This window comes from Wolbachia endosymbiont of Drosophila pseudotakahashii, from assembly GCF_026015925.1.
GTDB classification, from domain to species: Bacteria; Pseudomonadota; Alphaproteobacteria; order Rickettsiales; family Anaplasmataceae; genus Wolbachia; species Wolbachia pipientis.
This window is the reverse complement of the sequence record NZ_CP110359.1, coordinates 244,321-264,578: the sequence shown is the minus strand read 5'-3', so window position 1 is coordinate 264,578 and position 20,258 is coordinate 244,321. Positions and strand designations below refer to the sequence as shown.

General features: G+C 33.9%; 21 protein-coding genes, 2 other RNA genes and 2 pseudogenes. 11 read left to right on the top strand and 14 right to left on the bottom strand.

Going from position 1 to position 20,258, the window contains the following annotated elements:
- Positions 1-55: 55 nt before the first annotated feature.
- The gene (locus ONI09_RS01355; RefSeq protein ID WP_265014187.1) at positions 56-1,267 is read right to left on the bottom strand and encodes a WH2 domain-containing protein; all 1,212 of its coding nucleotides are present in this window, start codon (positions 1,265-1,267) and stop codon (positions 56-58) included.
- Positions 1,268-1,679: 412 nt separating this feature from the next.
- Positions 1,680-1,844: a hypothetical protein gene (locus ONI09_RS01350; protein WP_162829040.1), complete on the bottom strand. Its 165-nt coding sequence runs from the start codon at positions 1,842-1,844 to the stop codon at positions 1,680-1,682.
- Positions 1,845-2,025: 181 nt separating this feature from the next.
- On the opposite strand from ONI09_RS01350, the pseudogene ONI09_RS01345 reads away from it, so the two are divergent.
- The 3 genes and pseudogenes from ONI09_RS01345 (at position 2,026) to ONI09_RS01335 (ending at position 5,012) form a co-directional block, all read left to right on the top strand.
- Positions 2,026-3,281: pseudogene (locus ONI09_RS01345) on the top strand (IS4 family transposase).
- A 440-nt stretch (positions 3,282-3,721) separates the two neighbouring features.
- Positions 3,722-4,249 carry a c-type cytochrome gene (locus tag ONI09_RS01340; protein ID WP_265014186.1) on the top strand — a complete coding sequence of 176 codons (528 nt, stop codon included), beginning with the start codon at positions 3,722-3,724 and terminating at the stop codon, positions 4,247-4,249.
- Between the two features lies 1 nt (position 4,250).
- Entirely contained in the window at positions 4,251-5,012 is a 762-nt protein-coding gene (locus tag ONI09_RS01335) for an alpha/beta hydrolase (RefSeq protein WP_265014185.1), read from the top strand.
- Positions 5,013-5,187: 175 nt separating this feature from the next.
- On the opposite strand, the gene trpS is transcribed toward ONI09_RS01335, so the two are convergent.
- From trpS to rpsP, 4 genes are all read right to left on the bottom strand, one after another.
- Complete coding sequence (gene trpS, locus ONI09_RS01330; protein ID WP_265014184.1) at positions 5,188-6,186, bottom strand: tryptophan--tRNA ligase; 999 nt, start codon at positions 6,184-6,186, stop codon at positions 5,188-5,190.
- Positions 6,187-6,203: 17 nt separating this feature from the next.
- Complete coding sequence (locus tag ONI09_RS01325; RefSeq protein WP_012673267.1) at positions 6,204-6,773, bottom strand: nucleotide exchange factor GrpE; 570 nt, start codon at positions 6,771-6,773, stop codon at positions 6,204-6,206.
- 61 nt (positions 6,774-6,834) lie between these two features.
- Positions 6,835-7,821, bottom strand: coding sequence for a polyprenyl synthetase family protein (locus ONI09_RS01320; protein WP_182320705.1), 987 nt, complete (start codon positions 7,819-7,821; stop codon positions 6,835-6,837).
- Between the two features lie 10 nt (positions 7,822-7,831).
- Entirely contained in the window at positions 7,832-8,152 is a 321-nt protein-coding gene (gene rpsP / locus ONI09_RS01315; protein ID WP_006279266.1) for a 30S ribosomal protein S16, read from the bottom strand.
- Between the two features lie 375 nt (positions 8,153-8,527).
- On the opposite strand from rpsP, the gene ONI09_RS01310 reads away from it, so the two are divergent.
- Positions 8,528-9,484, top strand: a complete 957-nt coding sequence (locus tag ONI09_RS01310; protein WP_265013977.1) for an IS5 family transposase — start codon at positions 8,528-8,530, stop codon at positions 9,482-9,484.
- A gap of 97 nt (positions 9,485-9,581) precedes the next feature.
- On the top strand, positions 9,582-9,734 hold the full coding sequence (locus ONI09_RS01305) for a hypothetical protein (protein ID WP_265014183.1): 153 nt from the start codon (positions 9,582-9,584) through the stop codon (positions 9,732-9,734).
- An 84-nt stretch (positions 9,735-9,818) separates the two neighbouring features.
- Here ONI09_RS01305 and ONI09_RS01300 read toward each other — a convergent pair whose 3' ends face one another.
- The 3 genes from ONI09_RS01300 to ffs form a co-directional block, all read right to left on the bottom strand.
- Positions 9,819-10,151, bottom strand: coding sequence for a YbaB/EbfC family nucleoid-associated protein (locus ONI09_RS01300; RefSeq protein WP_010963017.1), 333 nt, complete (start codon positions 10,149-10,151; stop codon positions 9,819-9,821).
- 3 nt (positions 10,152-10,154) lie between these two features.
- Positions 10,155-11,639 (bottom strand): DNA polymerase III subunit gamma/tau, encoded by a 1,485-nt coding sequence (dnaX, locus tag ONI09_RS01295; RefSeq protein WP_265014182.1) that lies wholly within the window; start codon positions 11,637-11,639, stop codon positions 10,155-10,157.
- Between the two features lie 15 nt (positions 11,640-11,654).
- Positions 11,655-11,754: signal recognition particle sRNA small type (gene ffs, locus ONI09_RS01290), an RNA gene on the bottom strand.
- A gap of 232 nt (positions 11,755-11,986) precedes the next feature.
- Between ffs and ONI09_RS06890 the strand changes: the two are divergent.
- Positions 11,987-12,103: pseudogene (locus tag ONI09_RS06890) on the top strand (WPE palindromic element domain-containing protein); the annotation flags it as partial.
- A gap of 107 nt (positions 12,104-12,210) precedes the next feature.
- Positions 12,211-12,864 carry a glutathione S-transferase family protein gene (locus tag ONI09_RS01280; protein ID WP_065094500.1) on the top strand — a complete coding sequence of 218 codons (654 nt, stop codon included), beginning with the start codon at positions 12,211-12,213 and terminating at the stop codon, positions 12,862-12,864.
- 1 nt (position 12,865) lies between these two features.
- On the opposite strand, the gene ONI09_RS01275 is transcribed toward ONI09_RS01280, so the two are convergent.
- Positions 12,866-13,513 carry an O-methyltransferase gene (locus ONI09_RS01275; RefSeq protein ID WP_265014180.1) on the bottom strand — a complete coding sequence of 216 codons (648 nt, stop codon included), beginning with the start codon at positions 13,511-13,513 and terminating at the stop codon, positions 12,866-12,868.
- Positions 13,514-13,763: 250 nt separating this feature from the next.
- Here ONI09_RS01275 and ONI09_RS01270 point away from each other — a divergent pair, with 250 nt between their 5' ends.
- On the top strand, positions 13,764-14,042 hold the full coding sequence (locus ONI09_RS01270) for a DUF2671 domain-containing protein (protein ID WP_006279425.1): 279 nt from the start codon (positions 13,764-13,766) through the stop codon (positions 14,040-14,042).
- 29 nt (positions 14,043-14,071) lie between these two features.
- On the opposite strand, the gene ONI09_RS01265 is transcribed toward ONI09_RS01270, so the two are convergent.
- From ONI09_RS01265 to ssrS, 3 genes are all read right to left on the bottom strand, one after another.
- Positions 14,072-14,776 carry a DsbA family protein gene (locus ONI09_RS01265; protein ID WP_065094498.1) on the bottom strand — a complete coding sequence of 235 codons (705 nt, stop codon included), beginning with the start codon at positions 14,774-14,776 and terminating at the stop codon, positions 14,072-14,074.
- Between the two features lie 54 nt (positions 14,777-14,830).
- Positions 14,831-15,292, bottom strand: a complete 462-nt coding sequence (locus tag ONI09_RS01260) for a type II toxin-antitoxin system RatA family toxin (protein ID WP_265014179.1) — start codon at positions 15,290-15,292, stop codon at positions 14,831-14,833.
- Positions 15,293-15,311: 19 nt separating this feature from the next.
- Positions 15,312-15,472, bottom strand: a non-coding RNA gene (gene ssrS, locus ONI09_RS01255) — 6S RNA.
- A gap of 116 nt (positions 15,473-15,588) precedes the next feature.
- Here ssrS and ONI09_RS01250 point away from each other — a divergent pair.
- Both ONI09_RS01250 and ONI09_RS01245 read left to right on the top strand, forming a co-directional pair.
- Positions 15,589-16,179, top strand: a complete 591-nt coding sequence (locus ONI09_RS01250; protein ID WP_182321265.1) for an MlaC/ttg2D family ABC transporter substrate-binding protein — start codon at positions 15,589-15,591, stop codon at positions 16,177-16,179.
- Entirely contained in the window at positions 16,176-17,465 is a 1,290-nt protein-coding gene (locus tag ONI09_RS01245; protein ID WP_265014178.1) for a bifunctional folylpolyglutamate synthase/dihydrofolate synthase, read from the top strand. Before ONI09_RS01250 ends, ONI09_RS01245 begins: the two co-directional genes overlap by 4 nt.
- On the opposite strand, the gene ONI09_RS01240 is transcribed toward ONI09_RS01245, so the two are convergent.
- Positions 17,433-18,395, bottom strand: a complete 963-nt coding sequence (locus ONI09_RS01240; protein WP_265014459.1) for a J domain-containing protein — start codon at positions 18,393-18,395, stop codon at positions 17,433-17,435. The two genes, ONI09_RS01245 and ONI09_RS01240, sit on opposite strands and share 33 nt — an antisense overlap.
- Before the next feature lie 624 nt (positions 18,396-19,019).
- Here ONI09_RS01240 and recA point away from each other — a divergent pair.
- Positions 19,020-20,087, top strand: coding sequence for a recombinase RecA (recA, locus tag ONI09_RS01235; protein ID WP_265014177.1), 1,068 nt, complete (start codon positions 19,020-19,022; stop codon positions 20,085-20,087).
- Positions 20,088-20,258: the final 171 nt, after the last annotated feature.

The following is a 20,258-nucleotide window of genomic DNA, read 5'->3' as shown; positions in this document are numbered from 1 at the left end:
ATAATAGATCTGATTGTATTAAGTAATCTTAATACAATCAGACTTGTAGGCAAACTTATTTTGAAAAAGAAGGGAAGTGCGTGGTGCTTTCCTTAACAGAACGAGTAAATGAGTCTTTCACTTCAGTCGCTGTTGTTGCAAGAGGAGCTTCAGGTTTCGTTTTTAAATTAACAGGCTTAGGCGGTATCAGTGGCTTTTTTGTATTTGGTTGGTGGCTTGGCGGAGCTGCAGTTTCAGGATATTGTTGGTCATCATCAGATCTATAACCACTCTCGGGAGTGCTTGTCCCTTTTTTATTGTCTGATTGGGAATTTGAAGGCGTAGATTTTTTCCTGCTTTTTGTCAGCACCTTCTTTTTCTGCTCTATCTCTTTCTGTTTGTCTTTGCTTTCATCTGTAGTCCAACCTGAATCGCTAATAGAATCAGAATGCTCACTTTCACTATCTGAGAATTCAATGGCTATTCTCCTTGCAAGAATAGAAGCCGTATCACACTTTGTTTTTGGAGTACTCTTCTCAGGGCTTTGTTGATTTTTATTAACTGGTTTCAATTTAAAACCTCCTCTTATTTCTGCAAATAAAGGATTTTTGGAATCTGTTTGCTCACCTTCACTATTCTTTTCTCGTTTTTCCCTATTTTGTTTTAATTTTTCATCGCGTGCTTTTTTCTGTTCTTTGCTCACACCTGCCTTACCGCCAGCTTTTTTTATACTATTAAGTAAATCATTACTACCCTGTTGAGTTGATGAATTTTGAGGAGGTGGTGGTGGTGCACAGCTTGATAGAGGAGGAGGCGGCGGCTGTAGCATATTGGCACTTGGATTTGGTTGTGTTTCAAACGTTACTGGAGGTGATTGAGGAGTAGGTACATTTGATTTATTCTCCAGATTAGTACAATTTTTACACACAAATTTTTGTGGTTCTTGAGATGGAGTATGGCCGAATTTCTGTCCATTAAGACCTACTTCTTTCTTATTATCATCTCTAGAAATAACCAGTTTAACAAGATATGTCACTGAAATAAGTGCAACAACCGCAGAAACAGCAAAGATTGCTAAAGGAACTGCTGCAATGGCACCAGAACCAGAAACTGCTGCAATGGCACCAGAACCAGAAACTGCTGCGATAACATAAGGAAGATATTGACCAGATGTGAAACCAAATACAGACAATAATGAGACAGTAATTAAAGGTTTCCATATAGTCCCCTTAGTTTTAGTAAGCTCCTGACTATCTTTTAGCAATGAAGAATTATTGGATGTCGTCATTTCTTTGTCTCATTTGTTAATGATAATTTAATAATAACCCAATTAATAATTTCTGTCAATAATGAATTATGAAAAATAAAGTCAAAATTTGAATAGATAAGCTATAAGTAATATACGACCAGCAATAGCCATACAATAGACTTCTTGTATAACCCACACTAAGTAGAAAAAAGGTGTCATCCAAGTAGCTGACACTGCTCTCCTTTGTCATTCCAGTGCTTGACACTGGAATGACACCGAAGGGGCTACTGCCGTCTTGGATGGAAACCAGTGTCAGAACTAGTTAACCATGGGGCTTCTTTTGCCTTTTTTTCCATTTGGTAAATTTCTTAAATATTTATGGCTAACATGAAGCTAAGTACGAACTTTGTTAAACATAACAAATGGTGCCATTCCAGTGCTCCTTTTTTTGTCATCCCAGTGCTTGACACTGGGATCCAGTTTTCCATATAATCTCATCGAAAATGTTGTAACCACTTTCTGTGCTAGTTTGCTTGCTTACAAGCAAACTTTCCTGGATCCCAGTGTCTGGGCACTGGGATGACATCATAGGGACACTGGGATTACACCCTGACAATCGTCATCCAGCTACTTGTTAGCGGCTAAGAGATACCGCGAATGAATCGCGGTATGACGGTTCGTGGCGGCATGACGATAACCTCGTCTCACTGCCATTAAGTTAAGGAAAAAAGATAGATTTTATGGGATAATGATGTATACCAATAAGTTTAAAGGTAGTATGAGTAAAAAAGGCAGTAATAAAATTTATTCAAAATGAATTGGCAAGTCTAGAATTTATAGAATCCCATAAATCATCTTCAAAAGATTTTATGAGAAAGAGGAAGTTATCTTTTATTGACATATTTATCTTAATTTTAAGAAAAAGTGTAAAGTCGCTGCAAGTAATACTAAACGAATTTATTTTATATAGGAAAAAAGACTATACCGTTACTGCTAGTGCTTTTAGTCAAGCAAGAAAAAAAATGAAACACAGTGCATTTTCAGAAATTAACGAGGGTGTGGTTTCCTTGTACTACCAAGACCAAAAATTTAAAACTTGTTTTGGCTTTAGAGTGTTAGCTCTTGATGCCTCCAAAATCATTTTACCAACAAGCGTTGAAATAAAAAATGAATTTGGCTCAAGAAAAATACGTAACCAAAAACCAAAAGATTTAGGTGATTATGCAAGTGCAACCTTTGCGGTTTGTTAAGATGTGCTAAATAATGTTGCCATAAGGTCAGTGTTAGATAGAGGTAACACTCATGAAATTAACTTAGCAGATGAAATGCTTAAAGTTGTAAATACTAATGACTTACTGATTTGTATATTTATCTTATAAATTTCTTTCTAGCCTTACAAAAAGAAAAATTGCTTATGTCATTCGATGTCCCAGATCATCTTTTAATGAAGTGAATGCTATGTTTGAAGAAAAAAGCCCATCTAGTGTTGAGGTTACCATATGTGCTCAGCGTAAGATAAAACAAGAAAATAGTGGAATAACGCTTCAAAGTGGTACTGCCATCTGGTGAAATTGAAGTGTTAGCTACATCATTAATGGATGAACAAAAGTTTCAAACTGGAGGATTTAAGGAGTTATATTTTTTACGCTGGGGAGTTGAGACATTTTTTGCAAAACTCAAAGGAAGACTAAGTCTAGAAAATTTTACAGGAAAAAGTGTTGAGTCTGTTAAACAGGATTTTTGGTCAGCTATCTTTATTAGCAACCTAGAAAGTGTTATGACAGAAGATGTAGAAGAAGCGTTGAATATGGACTTAACCGATGATAAGCTTAAGAGGAGCATTAACAAATCTGTCTCATTTAACGCGATCAAAAACTTGGCTTTCGACATTTTTGCTACGGAATCAGATACTGACTGCATTATGGATCAATTATCAAAGCTATTTTTGATGAACACTTTGGCGGTAAGAAAGGGAAGGAAAGTTGATCGTCATAAGGTACCTTATCTTCGTTCGTTCAATTACCAAAAAAGGGTTAGAAAACACATATTTTGACTAGAGGTAGTATTCATATCTTCTGATAATAACTGGGTAGCTTATTGCCATAGCTCCTGTAAAATGACTTCTAAACAAACTATTTCTTAAGTAATTTACACTTCAGAGTTTATCTGCTTTAAAGTTTACTCTATTCTGTTTCAGCATTTGTCATAAATCCTTAATTATTTCTGACTTTTTAGTTCAGTTTTTAACCATTCTTTCCTTAACTTAATGGCAGTGAACCTCGTCATCCCGCTACTTGTTAGCGGGATCTCTTGTTAGCGGCTGAGATACCGCGAATGAATCGCGGTATGACGGTTCGCGGCGGTATGGACGTAAGAAAACCTTTCTTGGGTCAGCTATAGAGACTCTCATCTTTAGCGAGCTTCAAGGTAATTGGTTGCTATTTGCGAAAATATTCGCATAATTTAAGTAACATTACTTAATAAAAATTAACTATGGAGCTTAATAAGATTGCAGCATCGATTTTACTTTCTGGGCTAATCATTATGATAGTTAGTAATGTAGTTGATATGCTTTACAGTCCAGAAGAATATAAGATTGAACACCAAACGATAGTAGCTGCTGGCAGCAATGAGTTCCAGCAAGAAATCGAGCAAGTGGCGCTTGATATTGGAGCGCTCATGCAGAATGCTAGCTTTGAGAAAGGTAAATCAGCAGCAAAAAAATGTATAGCCTGCCATAGTTTTGAGAAAGGTGGAATGAATAAAGTAGGACCAAACTTATGGAACATAGTTGGAAATAAAAAGGCCCATCTTGGTAACTCATTCAATTACTCAAAAGCAGTGCTTGACAGAGGTGGAAAATGGGGGTATGAGGAGCTATTTGCCTTTTTAAAGAACCCAAAAGCCTATATAAAAGGTACACGTATGGCATTTGCAGGTATTTCCAATCCACAAGAAATTGCAGATCTAGTTAGTTATTTGCATCAATTGAGTGATAGCCCGGTTGCTTTGCCAAAGTAGTATGGATTATTGTAAATTGTTTGATGGAAATAATGGTCACATAGCATATCGAAAGCTACAAGGAAAGAAAGCTTCTGTAGTTTTTTTCGGTGGATTTGCATCCAATATGGATGGAACTAAAGCAACTGCTATTTACAAATTTTGCCAAGAAAATGACGTAGCATTTGTGCTATTTGATTATTTTGGTCACGGTAATTCAAGTGGTAATTTTATTGATTACACGATAAGTGATTGGCAAAAAAATTGTGCTAAAGTAATGAGTGAATTAACTAGCGATAAACAAATAATTATAGGTTCAAGTATGGGAGGATGGCTGATGTTGCTCACTGCCCTTCAATTTCCAGAAAAAATTGCAGCACTAATTGGTATATCGTCTGCTCCCGATTTTACTGAAGATTTGATATTCAAGCAATTGTCAGGCAAGCAAAAAGAAGAACTAGATTCTAAAGGTGTAATAGATTTTACTTCAGAGCATTGTACATACAAAATAACTAAAAATTTGATCGAAGATGGCAGAAAGAACCTTCTTTTAAACAAAAAGACAATAGATATAAACTGTCCTGTGCGCTTGCTGCATAGCATTAATGATAAAGATGTTCCTTATCAAACTTCATTGAATTTAGCTGAAAAAATTAAGTCAACCGATGTTGAAGTACACTTAATAAAATCAGCAGAGCACAATATGTCTGACAATCATTCACTGGAAGTTTTATTTAAGACCATTAGAGAATTTTGTAACCAGACTGCATTCTGTGATTTTTAGCAAAACACGATTTTTCATTTGAGCTTTCTTCAACTTAAAATAAATACAGAAAATTGCTGCCTATAGCTAAACTGACTTAGATTTACCGACAATTTGAAAAACCGTCATCCCGCTACGTGTTAGCGGCTGAGATACCGCGGCGGTATGACGGTTCGCACCATCACACTTTGGAACCTTACAGATATTGAGCAAATCCAATAATATCCTTGATTTCTTTTATATTATGGGTTGCAATTTCTGCTGCTTTCTTTGTGCCTTTTTTTAATATTTCATGTAAATGGAATTGGTCTTTTAAAAGATCATTCATTTTCTCACGTATGGGTGATATAACACTGATAATTAAATCAGCTAACTCTTTTTTGAAGTGCTTCATGTCATGTTTGTTCACTTCTTCACATACTTTTTCCGCATTTACATTACTAAGCACTGAATAAATGTTTATCAAATTGCTTATTTCTGGTCGGCACTTTAAAGTAGCAAAGCCTAGAATTGAATCTGTTTTTGCTTTTTCTATTTTTTTGACAATTAAGTCATCCGTATCATCAAGGTTAATGTACGAATGTTCTGAAGGATCAGATTTACTCATCTTGCTTGTGCCATCCCTTAAGCTCATTATCCTTGATGTGCAATCCAAAGTTAAGATTTCAGGTACGATGAAATAATCCAGCTTATAATGATTGTTAAAAGCTGATGCAATATCACGTGCAAGCTCCAAATGCTGTTTTTGATCATCACCAACAGGAACGTATTTAGTTTGATACAACAATATATCCGCAGCCATAAGTACTGGATAACTATATAATCCAAGAGAGGCTTTTTGTTTATCGCTGCCAGCTTTATCTTTAAATTGAGTCATGCGATTAAGCCAACCAATTGGTGTATAGGATCCAAGCAGCCAGCCCAGTTCTGCATGACCACTAACTGTGGACTGACTAAAAATAATGGACTTTTCTGGATCTATTCCGCATGCAATATAAGCTGCTGCTGTTTTGAAAATATTACTTTTTAATTCACTTGCGGGAAGCTTATTTGCTGTGATTGCGTGTAGGTCGACAATACAAAAAAGAGATTTGTATTTATCCTGTAAGTCTATCCACTGTTTGATTGCACCAAGATAATTACCTAAATGTAGTACGCCACTTGGCTGGATACCTGAAAAGACAATACTTGTCATTATACATTTACCTCATGCTAATCGCTTCCACAATCAGCAGATTTCTTAGAAAGAATAACCATTGCAGGACGGAGCAACCTATTTTTGATAGTATAACCAGTTTGTAGTACTTCTACAATGGTGCCAGGCTTTTTTTCATTGTCTTCTCTTTCCACAACAGCTTGGTGTAAATTACTATCAAAAAGCTCACCAAGTGGATCTACTTCCTCTATTCCATGTTTTTTTAGATCATTTATAATTTTTTGATAAGCTACTTTAATCCCCTCATGAACAGGATCACCGTCTTTCAAAATTTCCATTACTCTTTTTAAATTGTCGCACGAGTCGATCATATCACGTGCAAGTTTTGTGACTGCGTAGTCACTTGCATCGCTAATTTGCTTTTGCATTATACGTTTGACGTTTTCATTATCTGCAACAGCACGGCGTAAATGATCTTCAAGCTGAACTGCACGTTCTTTTAATGTATTGAGATCTTCATTTAAATCATCAGTTTGCTTATGGTTATCACTTTGTTGGTCGTCACCTTTCTGCCTACTTACCATATCAGCAAACTTCTTCTTTTTCTCCTTACTGCTATCTGACATATCATTACCCTTAGGAATCTAATAAATATATAACAATTAATCTGAAAATATCAAGCGCCAGCTACATTCGTCTTTCTATGCTCGCATTTAAAAAGTTAATTAAAGTAGTTTTATAAAAAGAATCAGAAAAAGTACTAATATCATTTTGTGCCATATTAATGTAGTGTCTAGCTTTTTCCATAGAAAGCTGAATGGCATTATGGTGATTAATATAGTGTAATGCTTGGTCAAAATTGTGTCTAGCTGAAGAAAAGCATTTTTCCCAGAATGTTTGCTCTGCTGGACTGCCCTTTTCGTATGCTATAATAGCAGGTAAGGTGACTTTACCTTCGAAAAAGTCTTTTCCGACTTGTTTTCCAGAAGTGCCTTGATTAGCAGTATAATCGAGCATATCATCAACTATTTGAAATGCCATACCAAAATTAAAACCAAAATTCTTTAACCTCTCTGTTTCGTCATTTGTTGCACCAGATACTGTTGATGCAGCTTCACAGCATGCAGAAAATAAAGATGCTGTCTTTTCTCCAATGATATCAAAATAATTTTCCCTGACTGTGTGGGGGTCAAAGCGTGCTGTCATCTGCTTTATTTCACCCTTCACAAGTAAATGCGATGCTTTAGATAAAATAGAGAGAATATTTAAATTTCCACACTCTATAAGCCATCTAAATGCTAGAGTCAACAATAGATCACCAACTAAAATGCTTGATTTATTTCCCCAAATCTTATTCGCTGTTTTAACTCCATGGCGTGCCTCACTTTCATCGAGCACATCATCATGAAGTAAAGTAGCATTGTGTATAAACTCTACCGATGCAGCAACGTTGATCCTATTCTCCCCAGAATAGTTTAGCATTTTACATATAATAAAAACTAGTTTAGGCCTTATTTTTTTTCCACCTGACCTAACAAGATGAGATATAATATCAGTAGCAAGCTTAGCATCTTCATCATTGACATTTTTGAAGACAAAGTCATTCATAGCTGACAAATCAGAAGATACAATATCGTCTAATTTATCGCTGTTTGTTAAATCAGTATTTAGCATTTTAAGAGACTTATGCCTCTTGCCCTTGTGCTTTCTCGTTCTCTACTTTCTTCTTTTCTGTTTTCTTTGGTTCTGTTTCTAAAGTTACTATGCCTTTTTTGATAAACCACAGTACTCTTTCAGTTGCCTGCGCGCCTACACTTAGCCAATGTTTTAATCTATCAGCTTTCACCACAACACGATTTTTATTGTCTTTTGGTAACATTGGATCATATTGTCCTATTTTCTCAATAAAACGCCCATCTCTTGGTGCTCGTGAATCAGCTACAACTATCCTATAAAAAGGGCGTTTCTTTGCGCCAAACCTCGCCAACCTTATTTTAACTGCCATGTTAACCTTTATTCATATATTAGCCACAATTTTATACAATGAGCCGTTTTAAGTCAAATGAATTATACAACTTTTGCACCTTATAATATAATTACCAATAATGTAGGGCAGTGCCGGGTGCACAGCTATACGAACATTCATTTGTGAAGGTAAATTGCACAGCAAATGGTGTCATTCCAATGCTTGACACTGGAATCCAGCCTTTTTTTAATCATTAAAACGTTGTATTTTAACATAAAACGGCTACTTTTATGCTTACCAACTTAATAAAATTCCTGGATCCCAGTGGGCTTTGTTGCATCGCTCAAGTGAAAAGAACTGGCAGTTACTGACAAAATTCATTATAAATAGCCATTTAACTGTTGAAGAAAAAATATGCCACAAAAAATGAGAGTCAGTAACTGCCATGAATATAACAAATTTCTCCAAGAAAGAGGAAGCATTTTTTGTTATATCAATGACGCCGTAGAAAATTGGTACGAGAATTGTCCAAAAATGCAGGGCGGCAACTATATTTATAGTGATAAAGTTGTGATTTTGGTGCATATAATCGTCAGTTTCTTTAGAATTGGTTTAAGACAAACAGTCGGGTTTATAAAAGGGTACTTGCAACAAATAGGAAGAGATTTGGCAGTTATCAGCTATTCACAAGCATCAAGAAGGTTTAAGAAACTTAATATTAAGATAAATGATTGCAGAATTGATAAAAATAATATGGAAGATATCGAAATTGCTATAGACAGTACAGGAATTAGTATATACAACAACACTCCTGGTCACAGCAAGGAAAATAGCACTGACAGAAAATATCGTGGCTATGAGCAAACGAGAAAATTGCACGTAATGTTGAATATAAACAACAAAAAAGCCATAGCTGTAAAATACAGTAATGGTGTCTACTCTGATCACTATGGAGCTTGTGATTTGCTAAAAGAAGTTGATTTTCAGCATGCCATAAAAGCACTATATGCAGATAGAGCATGTGATAGGCACAAGTTTTATAAGTTGTGTAACAAATATGATATAAAGACAAAAATTCCACCAATAAACAATGCGGCAGAACATCCAGAAATAGATTATATGTCTGACAGGAATGCTGCTATTAGGTTAATAAAATTATACGGTGAAGATGGCATGAAAGAATGGAAAAAAGAAGTAAATTATGGGAAAAGATCTTATATTGAAGGGTTTTTCTCAAGATTAAAGCAAATATTCGGATTTAGTTTTAGGAATAAATCTGAGATAAATCGAGAAAAAGAACTGCTAATCAAATGCTATTTGCTTAATAAATTCACTGATATTGGTATGGCTAAATTTGAGATAGTTACATGAATTTACCATAAATCACCATCTCATAAAGTGTGATGCAACAAAGCCCACTGGGATCCAGGAATTTTATTAAGTTGGTAAGCATAAAAGTAGCCGTTTTATGTTAAAGCACAACATTCTTGATGAGATTACGGCAAGGCTGGATTCCAGTGTCAAGCACTGGAATGACATCGTTTACTATGTGATATCGTGCCATACTGCAATGTTTGTACAGTTGTGGAATGAATCACGGTATGACGTAGGGCTATGCTAGTATAGGTACATTATATGAAGAAGTACTAGCGTTGGGAACATTAGAAAAAAAATACTTACACTAAAAGAAACTTCAGTAGTAAATTCAAAAAGGAAGTTTAAACCCAGATGGTAAACCCATCATACCTGCAAGATCAGAAGTTGCATTCGCCATATCTTCTTCTGCTTTTTTAACGGCATCATTAAACGCTGCTGTTACTAAATCCTCTACTATATCTTTTTCCTCATTTCTCATAAGTTCTAAGTCTATGTTCACCTTTTTAGCTTTATAGCTACCTATTTTTATGACTTCCACTAATACAGAAACTTTGCCACCACCAGAAATACCTTGAAACTCTTTTCCAACATATTTTTCTTGAGCTTCTGCAAGCTTTTTTTGCATCTCTTGCGCTTGTTTCATTATTTGACTAAAATCCACAACTTACTCCTTATTTTCTATATTAACTACTTTTGCACCTTTAAACGTGTCAAGGACATCCTTAACTGCAGGTGCATAATTTAAATTACTCACTTCCCTGTTTATATAACCTGTATCAACTGCAATAACCCACTCTTGCTGAGTCACCTGGTTTAAGTAATTTTTTAAATCATTGCAAAAATTACTATCCAACTTAGATACAGCTTTTAATTTTAAATATCCAGGTTTACAATCTATTAATTGTAGATTATTATACAGTTGTTTGTAAAGATAAATTTGGTTACTCCGCCTTAATAGTTGCAAAACTTTGTCAAAATCATAATTTTGTTGCTGTTCATTTCTTACATTACGCGTATTTTCCGGCTGTGCATTCTGCGAAAGAATTTTTTTGACCACCTGTTCCGGAGAAGGCAGATCAGAAAGATAACAGAGGCTAATTAACATCATTTCAGCAGCAACATCGTTGCATGTTGAAGTTTTTATATCTTGAATACCTTTAAGCAACATCTTCCACAATCTCGAAAAAAATATTAAAGATCTCTTTATACTTAAATCTTTTATCCTATTCTTTTCATGCTCTGTAACTGCATTATCAATCTCTTTTGTAATCAAAAAACGGCATGCTAACTGAATTGTTTGCAATAGACCTTCAAAAATACTAAGTGGGTTTGCTGTTTTTACCGCCTTGTCAAACACTGATAGAGCTTTCTGTAAATCACCTTCTAATATTGCCCCTAATAGATCGAATATAATATCTTTATCCACTAGGCCAAGTATGTCTGTCACATTTTTAGTGGATATTGCACCATCTTTGCTATATAGCACTGCTTGATTCATCAAAAACAAGGCGTTACGCATTGAATTTCCAGAGTGTCGTGCAATTAATTCTAATGCTCCCTTTTCAATGGAATAACTCTCTTTTTGTGCAACATCATTTAAACGTTCCACTATTTTAGCTACAGGAATGTTGTGTAAATCAAATCTTTGACAACGTGCAATAATAGTTATTGGTATCTTTTTTATTTCCGTAGTTGCTAAAATGAACTTTACACTAGATGGTGGCTCTTCTAGGGTTTTAAGTAATGCGTTAAATGCACTGCTAGATAGCATGTGTACTTCATCTATAATGTAGACTTTGAATTTAGAGCTTATAGGTGAATAGCAAATATCTCCCAGGATTACTTTAATATCGTCAATGCTAGTGTGACTTGCTGCATCGATTTCAATTACATCTGGATGGCTTGAATTTTTTATTGCTAGACAATTTTCACATGATCCGCAAGGTTCAAAAATTGGCCCCAGGGAACAATTCAAACATAAAGCTATTATCCTTGCAGTGGTGGTTTTACCAACTCCACTACTACCAGAGAGCAGTATAGATTGTGGGATTTTGTTTAAAATAAAAGCATTTTCTAATACACGCACTAATATATCTTGACCTATTAGATCTTTGAAGCTACTAGGACGATGTTTTAATGCTATATTCATAGCCTCGGATAAAACAAATAATGAAATAGGTATGCAACCCAAAAAGGTTCTGATATGGCTGCTTCATTTCTGATCTGACCAAATTACAGAGTTTTTGCCTGCATACCTTATAAAATATTATACTTTTTTTTTTATTTAGCAAGGTATATCCTATGTTAGTTTTATAATTTGATATGTCAGATTTTTTGCAGTGCTATTTTGAAGTAAACAAAAAGTTAGTTGTCATGCAAGTCACTACAAGATTGTCACTCCAATGTTTATTTATGTCATTTCAGCGCTTATTTATGTCATCCCAGTGCCTAGGCATACAGCTGTATGAATGTTGCGATATAAGAGCAATTTTTACCGAAAAGGATGTCATCCCAGTGCTTGACTACTTGGATCCAGAAAACTTAACTGTAAATGAGCGCACTAGGCAATTGTATAACAAGAACTGGATTCCAGTGTCAGCTACTTGCATGACACTACCTGCTACGCAAACTTCTGTGGACTACAAAGAAAGTTCGTACAGTTGTAGGTCAAGCCATAGAGTAACAAAAAAAGGATATTGGTATAACAAAAGAGAAACATTATGATTTTATATCATTTTCCTCTTTGTCCATTTTCACGAAAAGTTAGAGCTTTTCTAAAAGAAAAAAAATTAGGCTGTGATCTAGTGTATGAAAATCCGTGGGAAAAGCGGAATGAATTTATGGAGATCAATCCAACCGGGCAAGTACCAGTGTTAATAGATAATAACTTTGTAATAGCGGATAGTAATGCCATTTGTGAATATATAGAAGAGACTTACAATAGCGACGTCAAATTACTTGGTTCATCCACTATTATTAAGTCTAAAATACGCGCTCTAATCAATTGGTTCGATAACAAATTTTACAATGAAGTTACTAAGTATATTATGAATGAAAAAGTAATTACTAACCGCAGCCCTGACTCTAGATTTCTTCATGCAGCTCAGCATAACCTGCCTTGCCATATGGAATACATCGAACACTTAATTAACAAGAACGTTTGGCTTGCAACTGATAAGTTCACTTTAGCTGATATTACTTTAGCATCGCATATTTCCGTAATGGATTATGTAAGTAGTTTTCCATGGGAAAAAAGTAAAATTTTAAAAGAATGGTACTCCATTGTTAAATCAAAGCCTTGTTTTCGTGAGATATTATTAGAGAGGATTTCTGGTTTAATCCCTCCTAAACATTATGCTGACCTTGATTTTTAACTTATGTTAGCTTTAAAGCTACAGTCATTCCTTCATCAGTTGGAATCAATATAGAGAAATATTTTTTTTCATCTGATAATCTATTATTAAACTCCCTCATGGCATGCCATGATTTTTCTGATGCTTCTTTTGGAGGCGATTCTAAAAATACTGTGTTAAACAGTAGAGTGTTATCTGCAACGATTAGCCCATCTTGTTTAATGTATGACTCTGCCCAATCTAAATACTTAGGATAACTACTTTTGTCAGCATCAATAAATATCATGTCAAATGGTGCTTTTGCTGATAATTCATTAATTTTTTCCAGTGCATCGCCTTCTATTAGAGTAATTTTATCACTTAGATTAAAAGCACTAAAATTTTTTTTTGCTATTCTTGAGTGTTGAGGATTATTTTCTATTGTATATATATGACCGTCTTTTAGTAGAGCTTTTGCCATGCAAATCGACGAGTAACCGTATAACGTGCCAATCTCAACAATACTTTTGATTTTTTGGATTTTTATAAATAAACTTAATAGCTTTCCTTCTTTAGGGCCAATTTGAATATGTTGCTTTTTTTCAAGAATACAATATTCTTGTATTTTTTTATATTCTTTTGCAAATAGATTTCTTATGTATGACAATTTTATACTAAAATTATTACGCATATATTATAAATTAGGGAGACTTAATTCATACACAATTTATAAATATAATAATATAGTTTAAAATAATAAAAACATTTATTTTAAGTTATTATTTCATAGTATAAAATTTTAAGTGACAAAAATTATTATATATCGTACTATAGTTAACTAGTATAATAAACAGTCGATTATTATGCTAGAATTAAAGGGATTGTTTATGCGCATTTCTCTTTTTAAAATATAATTTTTATAATCAATTAGAGGGGGTTATATGTCTTATACTATTGCTGGTGAAGTTGAAACGTTAAACAAAAAATCTAACAAGAATGAAGGGGTTATGTTACTACATAATCCAGCTTATCGTGAAAAGTATAAAGAACGTTTTGATGAAGCTCAGAGAAAAGTTATGGATATGGTTCAGTTTTACGATGGGACAATAGTATTAATAGAGAATAAAATCGCTATGTATTACTACACTTGGCACAGTAAAAAAAGAGAGTTTGAGCGTAAAAAACAACAAACAGTAGTGAAAAACAATGACTCAGCATAGAGTCTTTTATATGGTAAGCTACAGTGGTATTACTTCACTATAGCTTTTCCATATAATTTATCTATCACATTAGTGAAATATTTCAGCTCTTTATACCCTCCATGTTTAACTTTATTATGCTCTATATATGATTTATCATCGTTAAGCTTGATGAAAAATATTGGAGTGGCTGTGATACCAAGTTTATTAATTGCCAGTGATTTATCATTTACGATTTTATCCATTATTTTCTTATCATTAATGCATTGGTTAAATGCATCTTGCTTTAAGTTGCTTAGTGCAGCAATTCTTTGTAGTAAAGTCAAATCACTTAAATTGTAGTAATTCCACGAATCTATTGAGTTAAAAACAGCTTTGTTAAAATTAAAGTAGTCTTCTTGTTTTTCGTAGCAATGACTTAGCATTGCAGCCTTTAGCCCTCTGTAATCCAAAGGAAAATGACGAAATATATATAACATCTTACCTGTGTCTATATATTTCTCTTTAATTTTAGGAAAAACATTCCTATGAAAAAGAGAGCAGTGATAACAAGTTAATGAAGCATATTCTATCATTAGAATTGGTGCTTTTGGATCTCCTAATAATTTATCATCAGGTAATGGCGATAATAGCTCATTTGATGTTATTTCATTGGGTTTTTTTTGAATGTATTGGTTATCGGATAAATCTTGCTTAACAACTGCATAAGAATTAACACTTATGAAAATTAATAAAAACAATAGTCTAAAAATCATTACAATGTAAACACTTAACTTACTAAAAAAAATTATACATTTATATTAATAATGTCAAGATAACTTTTGTTTAGCAAGGCTTTCAGCCCTATCTTTAAATGCAGCAATTATTTTACTTTGTGTATACTTATGTACTGAGTTTAATAAAGTGGAAAATGAGTTGGACTTAAACTTAAACTCTATATAAAACTTTACCATAGTTTTATTTTCATCTATGGGAATGAATTGCCATTCATTGTATAGATGTTTAAATATTCCATTTGATGATACAGCTTTTATCCAACCTTCATTTGTTCCACTTGGAGAAAGAGAAGTAACTTCTGATGTATATCTACCTTTAATTCCATGAAAAGCTGCGAGGAGATCCACAACCATTTGGTTGTTAATTTTTTCTTTTATATAAACGGCTTTGCACCAAGGAACAAAATCAGGATACCTTTCAACATCAATTACAATTTGGAATACTTCATTAGGCAAACATAGGAAAACACCCTGTTCTTTGTATTGATGAAGCATAAATGTTAAACCAATCAAAATAGGATCCGTATCTACCGTCAGCCTTAGTAGATTCCTGAGACTAAAGTTAAGGTGGGCATCGCTTATCAATTTCAACGAAATTAACAGAGGCAATTCCCTTGACTAGAAATTATCGCTCGGGAAATTTAACTTAACTCATAACGCATAGAACAGACCCTTAATTAATTGTAGATGATTTATACAAGGTGTGTCTATAGATATATTAAAGCTAGCGATTATTATTTAATCTTTATTAAACTTTGCATTCTAAGTATCATAGCTAATAAATATATCTTATGAACATTACTAAAGTTTTAACTATCATTGTTTTTATTGTAATTTCTTCAAGTGCTTACACTAATTGTACAGATCACAAAATTTTTGTGCATACTATGAAGCAACAAGTGGATGGTATATCTACAAAGGAGAATAAAAAAAACCGGGAATGTGTGCAAAAAAAGCTTCAGGAGGTCATTCAAAACAATGTTAACCTCAAAGGAATATCGCAATTCGTTATAGGGAAACATTGGGCTTTAGTTAAACAAAAAGAAAAAGAAGATTTTTTAAGAGAGTATGAAGTGTATCTTACGCGTTTGTGCGTTAAAATTTTATATAAATACATGCATGATAGTGAAATGATCATAATGAGTACAAAAGCAGTTGACGATGAAACTTGCTTAATTGGTACAAGATTTTCTTACGGTGATGAAGAATTTACAAATATTGATTTTAAAGTTACTAAAAATAACAGTTCTTTCTTGATAAGTGATGTTGTAATGAGTGGAATAAGTATTGCTATTAATCAACGTTATCAATTTAGTGAAAAAATCGACACACATGGCATAGCAAGTGTGATAGATGAATTAAAATGTAACAACAATCTATGATATATATGCCTCATTGGCCTAAGCCACTTGGTAGCAGGCCGAATGATTTTTCTCTTGATCGCATAAAAGGCTTTCTTAGCAAACTAGATAACCCCGAGAAAAAAATGCCTCCCGCAATTCATATAGCTGGAACTAATGGGAAAGGCTCAACACTAGCATTTATAAGATATATAATGCAAGCAGCAGGGTATAAGGTACACGCATACACTTCTCCACATTTGGTGAATTTTAATGAAAGAATAGTTATTGCAGGCAGTTATATCGACGATAATGAATTATATAGCTTGTTAGAAGAATGCCGTGCCGTAATTGCAGAACAACCTATCACTCTGTTTGAAGCTGCAACTATTGCAGCTTTTTTAGCTTTTTTTCGTCATAAAGCCGATATAACTTTAGTTGAAGTGGGTATGGGTGGAAGGCTTGATGCAACAAATGTTATAGATAATCCGATTTTAACAATCATTACTTCCATTGCACTTGATCATACAGAATATCTTGGCCCTACTGTAGAAACCATAGCAGGTGAAAAAGCTGGAATAATGAAACCTAATATTCCTTGTGTAATAGCACCACAAAAAAAGTCTATAATGAATACACTAGAATTCCATGCAATAAATAAGAAATCTCCTCTGTATAGAGGAGGCCTTGAATGGAATTGCAAAAAAAAGAACAACAAAATGGTTTTTCAATCAGCTATTCAATCAATAGAATTTCCTTTGCCATCTTTAAAGGGTGATCATCAGGTGATTAATGCAGGCAATGCTATTGCAGCATGTAGTATTTTAAGTGGAAAGTATGAATTTGATATTGGAGAAGAGGATATCACTTCAGGTTTACAGTGCACTTATTGGCCTGCACGGCTAGAGTCTATAAAAGAAGGTAATTTAATTTCCCTACTACCGAAAGATTGGCAATTATTTTTAGATGGTGCACACAATAATGATGGTGCTAGAGTACTATCTCAGTGGGTAAGAGATAACTTTGCTGAAGGTGTCTATATAATTTTTGGTGTTACTCGTAACAGAAATGTAGAAGAGTTCTTAGAACACTTAAAACCATATATCAAACTACTATGTGCGGTTTGTGTTAAGTCTGAACCTAAAGCAACAAATACAAATTTGATTAGGGAAAAAGCCAATAACATAGAAATAAAGGCAGTTGAATGTGAATCAATTGGCGATGCAATATCAAATCACATATTAAAAGCCTCTACCCAAAACGTCAAAACCATACTAATCTGTGGCTCATTGTTCCTAGCTAGAGACTTCGCTATGGAGAATAGCTAACTTTGATGATATTAACTGACCGATGGGGAAATAACTTTGATTGCTCATAGTACTGCTTGGCTTTTCGTTATCGACTTCTATAAACTGATCATCACCTTTAAATTGCTCCTCAATTGAATTTATAGCTGTCTTTTTGAGAATATAATTACTTGCAGCATTTAAAATAGGTGAAGTAACAATTAAAAGCGTGAATGGTAATGAAAGTAATAAGCCGGATAACATCATAGAGTTAGTTATACCAAAGCCGTTGGCAACTAAATCTAATCCCACACCGAAAAACATTAAAGATGTACAGATTGTGTTGCTCAAAATAACTGAATTTTTTAGCCACTTTAATTTAGTCCTATCACTCTTTGAAAAATTTTCGCATTCTTGGTCAAAGTTAAACAATAATAAAATATTAGTCTGATGATTAAACTCTTTCCCATTTCTAGTATAAATGCTCTTAACAGCTAGACTCAAAATAGATCCTGCTAACAAGGGAGCAAGAAAACCTACTGCTATTGGTACATTAGAAGAAATACCATTAATTATTAAAAATGCAATTGATGTGAAGGATACTAAAAGAACTCCTAAGAGATTTGAATAAGAAGAATATTTTACATAAGCAGTTACATTATTGTTAATTGACTGCTGCTTATTATAGAGTTTATTTCTGCACTTATCATCTAAGTATTTTTGCAATTCTTCATAACTGCGACTCCACAACTTACCGCGTAATTCTTTTATTAAATTATTTCTTTTATTGAGACCTTTCTCCAATGGCTCTATTATAAATTCTTCGAAAAATGGCTTATTTAATGCAATAATCTTAAATTTCTCCTCCGCTTCTTTATTGTTTGGGTTTTTATCTGAGTGATATTTTAACGATAATTTACGGTATTGTTGACTAAGCTTTTTCTTAATATTCTTAATGTCAGAATTTACCACATCCTCCTTTTGAATATTAAATGTTAAAAACAACTGCTTTAAAGCGTGGTACTCATTTTCATTCAAAACATTTCTAGCCACATTACACCTACAAATTAACTAACTATTAATGTTCTATAATATACATATTTCCAAACTATGTCAATTATTTCATAAATATCTTTGGTAAAAATTATTTCTGTTATGACTAGCATGATAAGTGTATGAAGCGACTAAAATTGTCATTACAGCGCTTAGTGTACGACAGTGCTCCAACATTTAGGGTTGCAGTTTTCATGGCAGATCTGAGTAGCTGACCCATCTAAGAGGTGTCATTCAAGTAGCTGACACTGGAATGGCTTTGTTGCATCGCACCTTATACGGTAGTAATTTACAATAAATTCATGTAGCCATTTCGAATTTAGTCATTTCAGTGTTGGCTACTTGGATGACACCACCTGCTATGCTGCAAATTGCAACGTTCGTACACTAAAGTATAGTGTGTTACTAACGAAGGCAAACAAATATCTGCTTTATGAAAACGTTAATATTTTTCATTGAAATAATACATAAATACTAGAAAAACCTTGGCAGGTTATTCGCGTTTGATTACCATAGAGAATTATATAAATTAATAAATGATCTATGGCAAGTAACCCAGAAGAAAGAAATAGTGATAAACAAAAAGCGCTAGATAACGCAATAAGCCAGATTGAAAAAGCATTCGGTAAAGGTGCAATAATGAAGTTGAAGCAAAACCCTGTAGAAAAAATAGACACAATATCCACAGGATCAATTGCGCTTGATTCGGCTCTAGGTGTTGGAGGTCTGCCAAAAGGGCGTATAATTGAAATATTTGGCCCCGAGAGTTCTGGTAAAACCACTCTTGCCTTGCACGTGATTGCTGAAGCACAAAAAAAAGGAGGATCATGCGCATTTATCGATGCAGAACATGCATTGGATGTCTTATATGCTCGTAAACTTGGGGTAAGCACTGATGATTTAGTGATTTCACAACCAGACACTGGAGAGCAGGCGTTGCATATTGTTGAGTATTTAGTGTGTTCTGGTGCGGTTGATGTGATAGTTATTGACTCTGTCGCAGCATTAACTCCAAGAGCTGAAATTGAAGGTGATATGGGTGATCAACATATGGGGCTGCAAGCAAGGCTTCTAAGTCATGGGCTACGGAAACTAACCTCTGCCGTTTCAAAAGCGAACTGTATATTGATATTTATTAATCAAATTCGTATGAAAATAGGAGTAGTGTACGGAAATCCTGAAACTACCACGGGTGGAAATGCATTAAAATTCTATACTTCTGTAAGGCTTGATATAAGAAAAGTTGGTGTAATAAAAGACAAAGAAAATGTTACAGGTAATGAAACAAGAGTTAAAGTTGTAAAAAATAAAGTTGCTCCTCCATTTAGAGAAGCGAAATTTGATATAATGTACAATGAAGGTATATCAAAACTCGGAGAAATAATAGATATGGGAGCAAAGCTTGGTGTGCTTGAAAAAGCAGGCGCTTACTATTCATATAACAACACACGTCTTGGGCAAGGAAGAGAGAATGTAAAAACTTACCTAAAAACAAACAAAGAAGTCGCAAATGAAATAGAAACGAAAATCAGAGATTTACTCAGAAATCATGATAATTCTATCATAATAGACGAGGATAGTGAGCAACTTTTAGAAGAATCAGTTTTCTGATCTAAACTTAGGCATTAGATTTTGTGTTGGACGGGTTGTTACAGTATGACGGTAATTCTATGTGCTAATATAACAATCTGTAATGTTACCTTGTATCAAAAAGACTTTGCTGAAGCAGTTAAAAAAAGCTTTTCATGAGAAATTATAAATGATAAATTGTTAACAATAGGT

Excerpts from the sequence above, each read along its gene's own strand:
- ONI09_RS01275 (WP_265014180.1), bottom strand. The coding sequence starts at position 13,513 with ATGCGTAATAATTTTAGTATAAAATTGTCATACATAAGAAATCTATTT.
- ONI09_RS01310 (WP_265013977.1), top strand. The coding sequence starts at position 8,528 with ATGCCACAAAAAATGAGAGTCAGTAACTGCCATGAATATAACAAATTT.
- ONI09_RS01280 (WP_065094500.1), top strand. The coding sequence starts at position 12,211 with ATGATTTTATATCATTTTCCTCTTTGTCCATTTTCACGAAAAGTTAGA.
- ONI09_RS01305 (WP_265014183.1), top strand. The coding sequence starts at position 9,582 with ATGTTAAAGCACAACATTCTTGATGAGATTACGGCAAGGCTGGATTCC.
- ONI09_RS01245 (WP_265014178.1), top strand. The coding sequence starts at position 16,176 with ATGATATATATGCCTCATTGGCCTAAGCCACTTGGTAGCAGGCCGAAT.
- rpsP (WP_006279266.1), bottom strand. The coding sequence starts at position 8,152 with ATGGCAGTTAAAATAAGGTTGGCGAGGTTTGGCGCAAAGAAACGCCCT.
- recA (WP_265014177.1), top strand. The coding sequence starts at position 19,020 with ATGGCAAGTAACCCAGAAGAAAGAAATAGTGATAAACAAAAAGCGCTA.
- ONI09_RS01325 (WP_012673267.1), bottom strand. The coding sequence starts at position 6,773 with ATGTCAGATAGCAGTAAGGAGAAAAAGAAGAAGTTTGCTGATATGGTA.
- ONI09_RS01355 (WP_265014187.1), bottom strand. The coding sequence starts at position 1,267 with ATGACGACATCCAATAATTCTTCATTGCTAAAAGATAGTCAGGAGCTT.
- ONI09_RS01260 (WP_265014179.1), bottom strand. The coding sequence starts at position 15,292 with ATGCTTCATCAATACAAAGAACAGGGTGTTTTCCTATGTTTGCCTAAT.
- trpS (WP_265014184.1), bottom strand. The coding sequence starts at position 6,186 with ATGACAAGTATTGTCTTTTCAGGTATCCAGCCAAGTGGCGTACTACAT.
- ONI09_RS01340 (WP_265014186.1), top strand. The coding sequence starts at position 3,722 with ATGGAGCTTAATAAGATTGCAGCATCGATTTTACTTTCTGGGCTAATC.
- ONI09_RS01335 (WP_265014185.1), top strand. The coding sequence starts at position 4,251 with ATGGATTATTGTAAATTGTTTGATGGAAATAATGGTCACATAGCATAT.
- ONI09_RS01265 (WP_065094498.1), bottom strand. The coding sequence starts at position 14,776 with ATGATTTTTAGACTATTGTTTTTATTAATTTTCATAAGTGTTAATTCT.
- dnaX (WP_265014182.1), bottom strand. The coding sequence starts at position 11,639 with ATGAATATAGCATTAAAACATCGTCCTAGTAGCTTCAAAGATCTAATA.
- ONI09_RS01250 (WP_182321265.1), top strand. The coding sequence starts at position 15,589 with ATGAACATTACTAAAGTTTTAACTATCATTGTTTTTATTGTAATTTCT.
- ONI09_RS01320 (WP_182320705.1), bottom strand. The coding sequence starts at position 7,821 with ATGCTAAATACTGATTTAACAAACAGCGATAAATTAGACGATATTGTA.
- ONI09_RS01270 (WP_006279425.1), top strand. The coding sequence starts at position 13,764 with ATGTCTTATACTATTGCTGGTGAAGTTGAAACGTTAAACAAAAAATCT.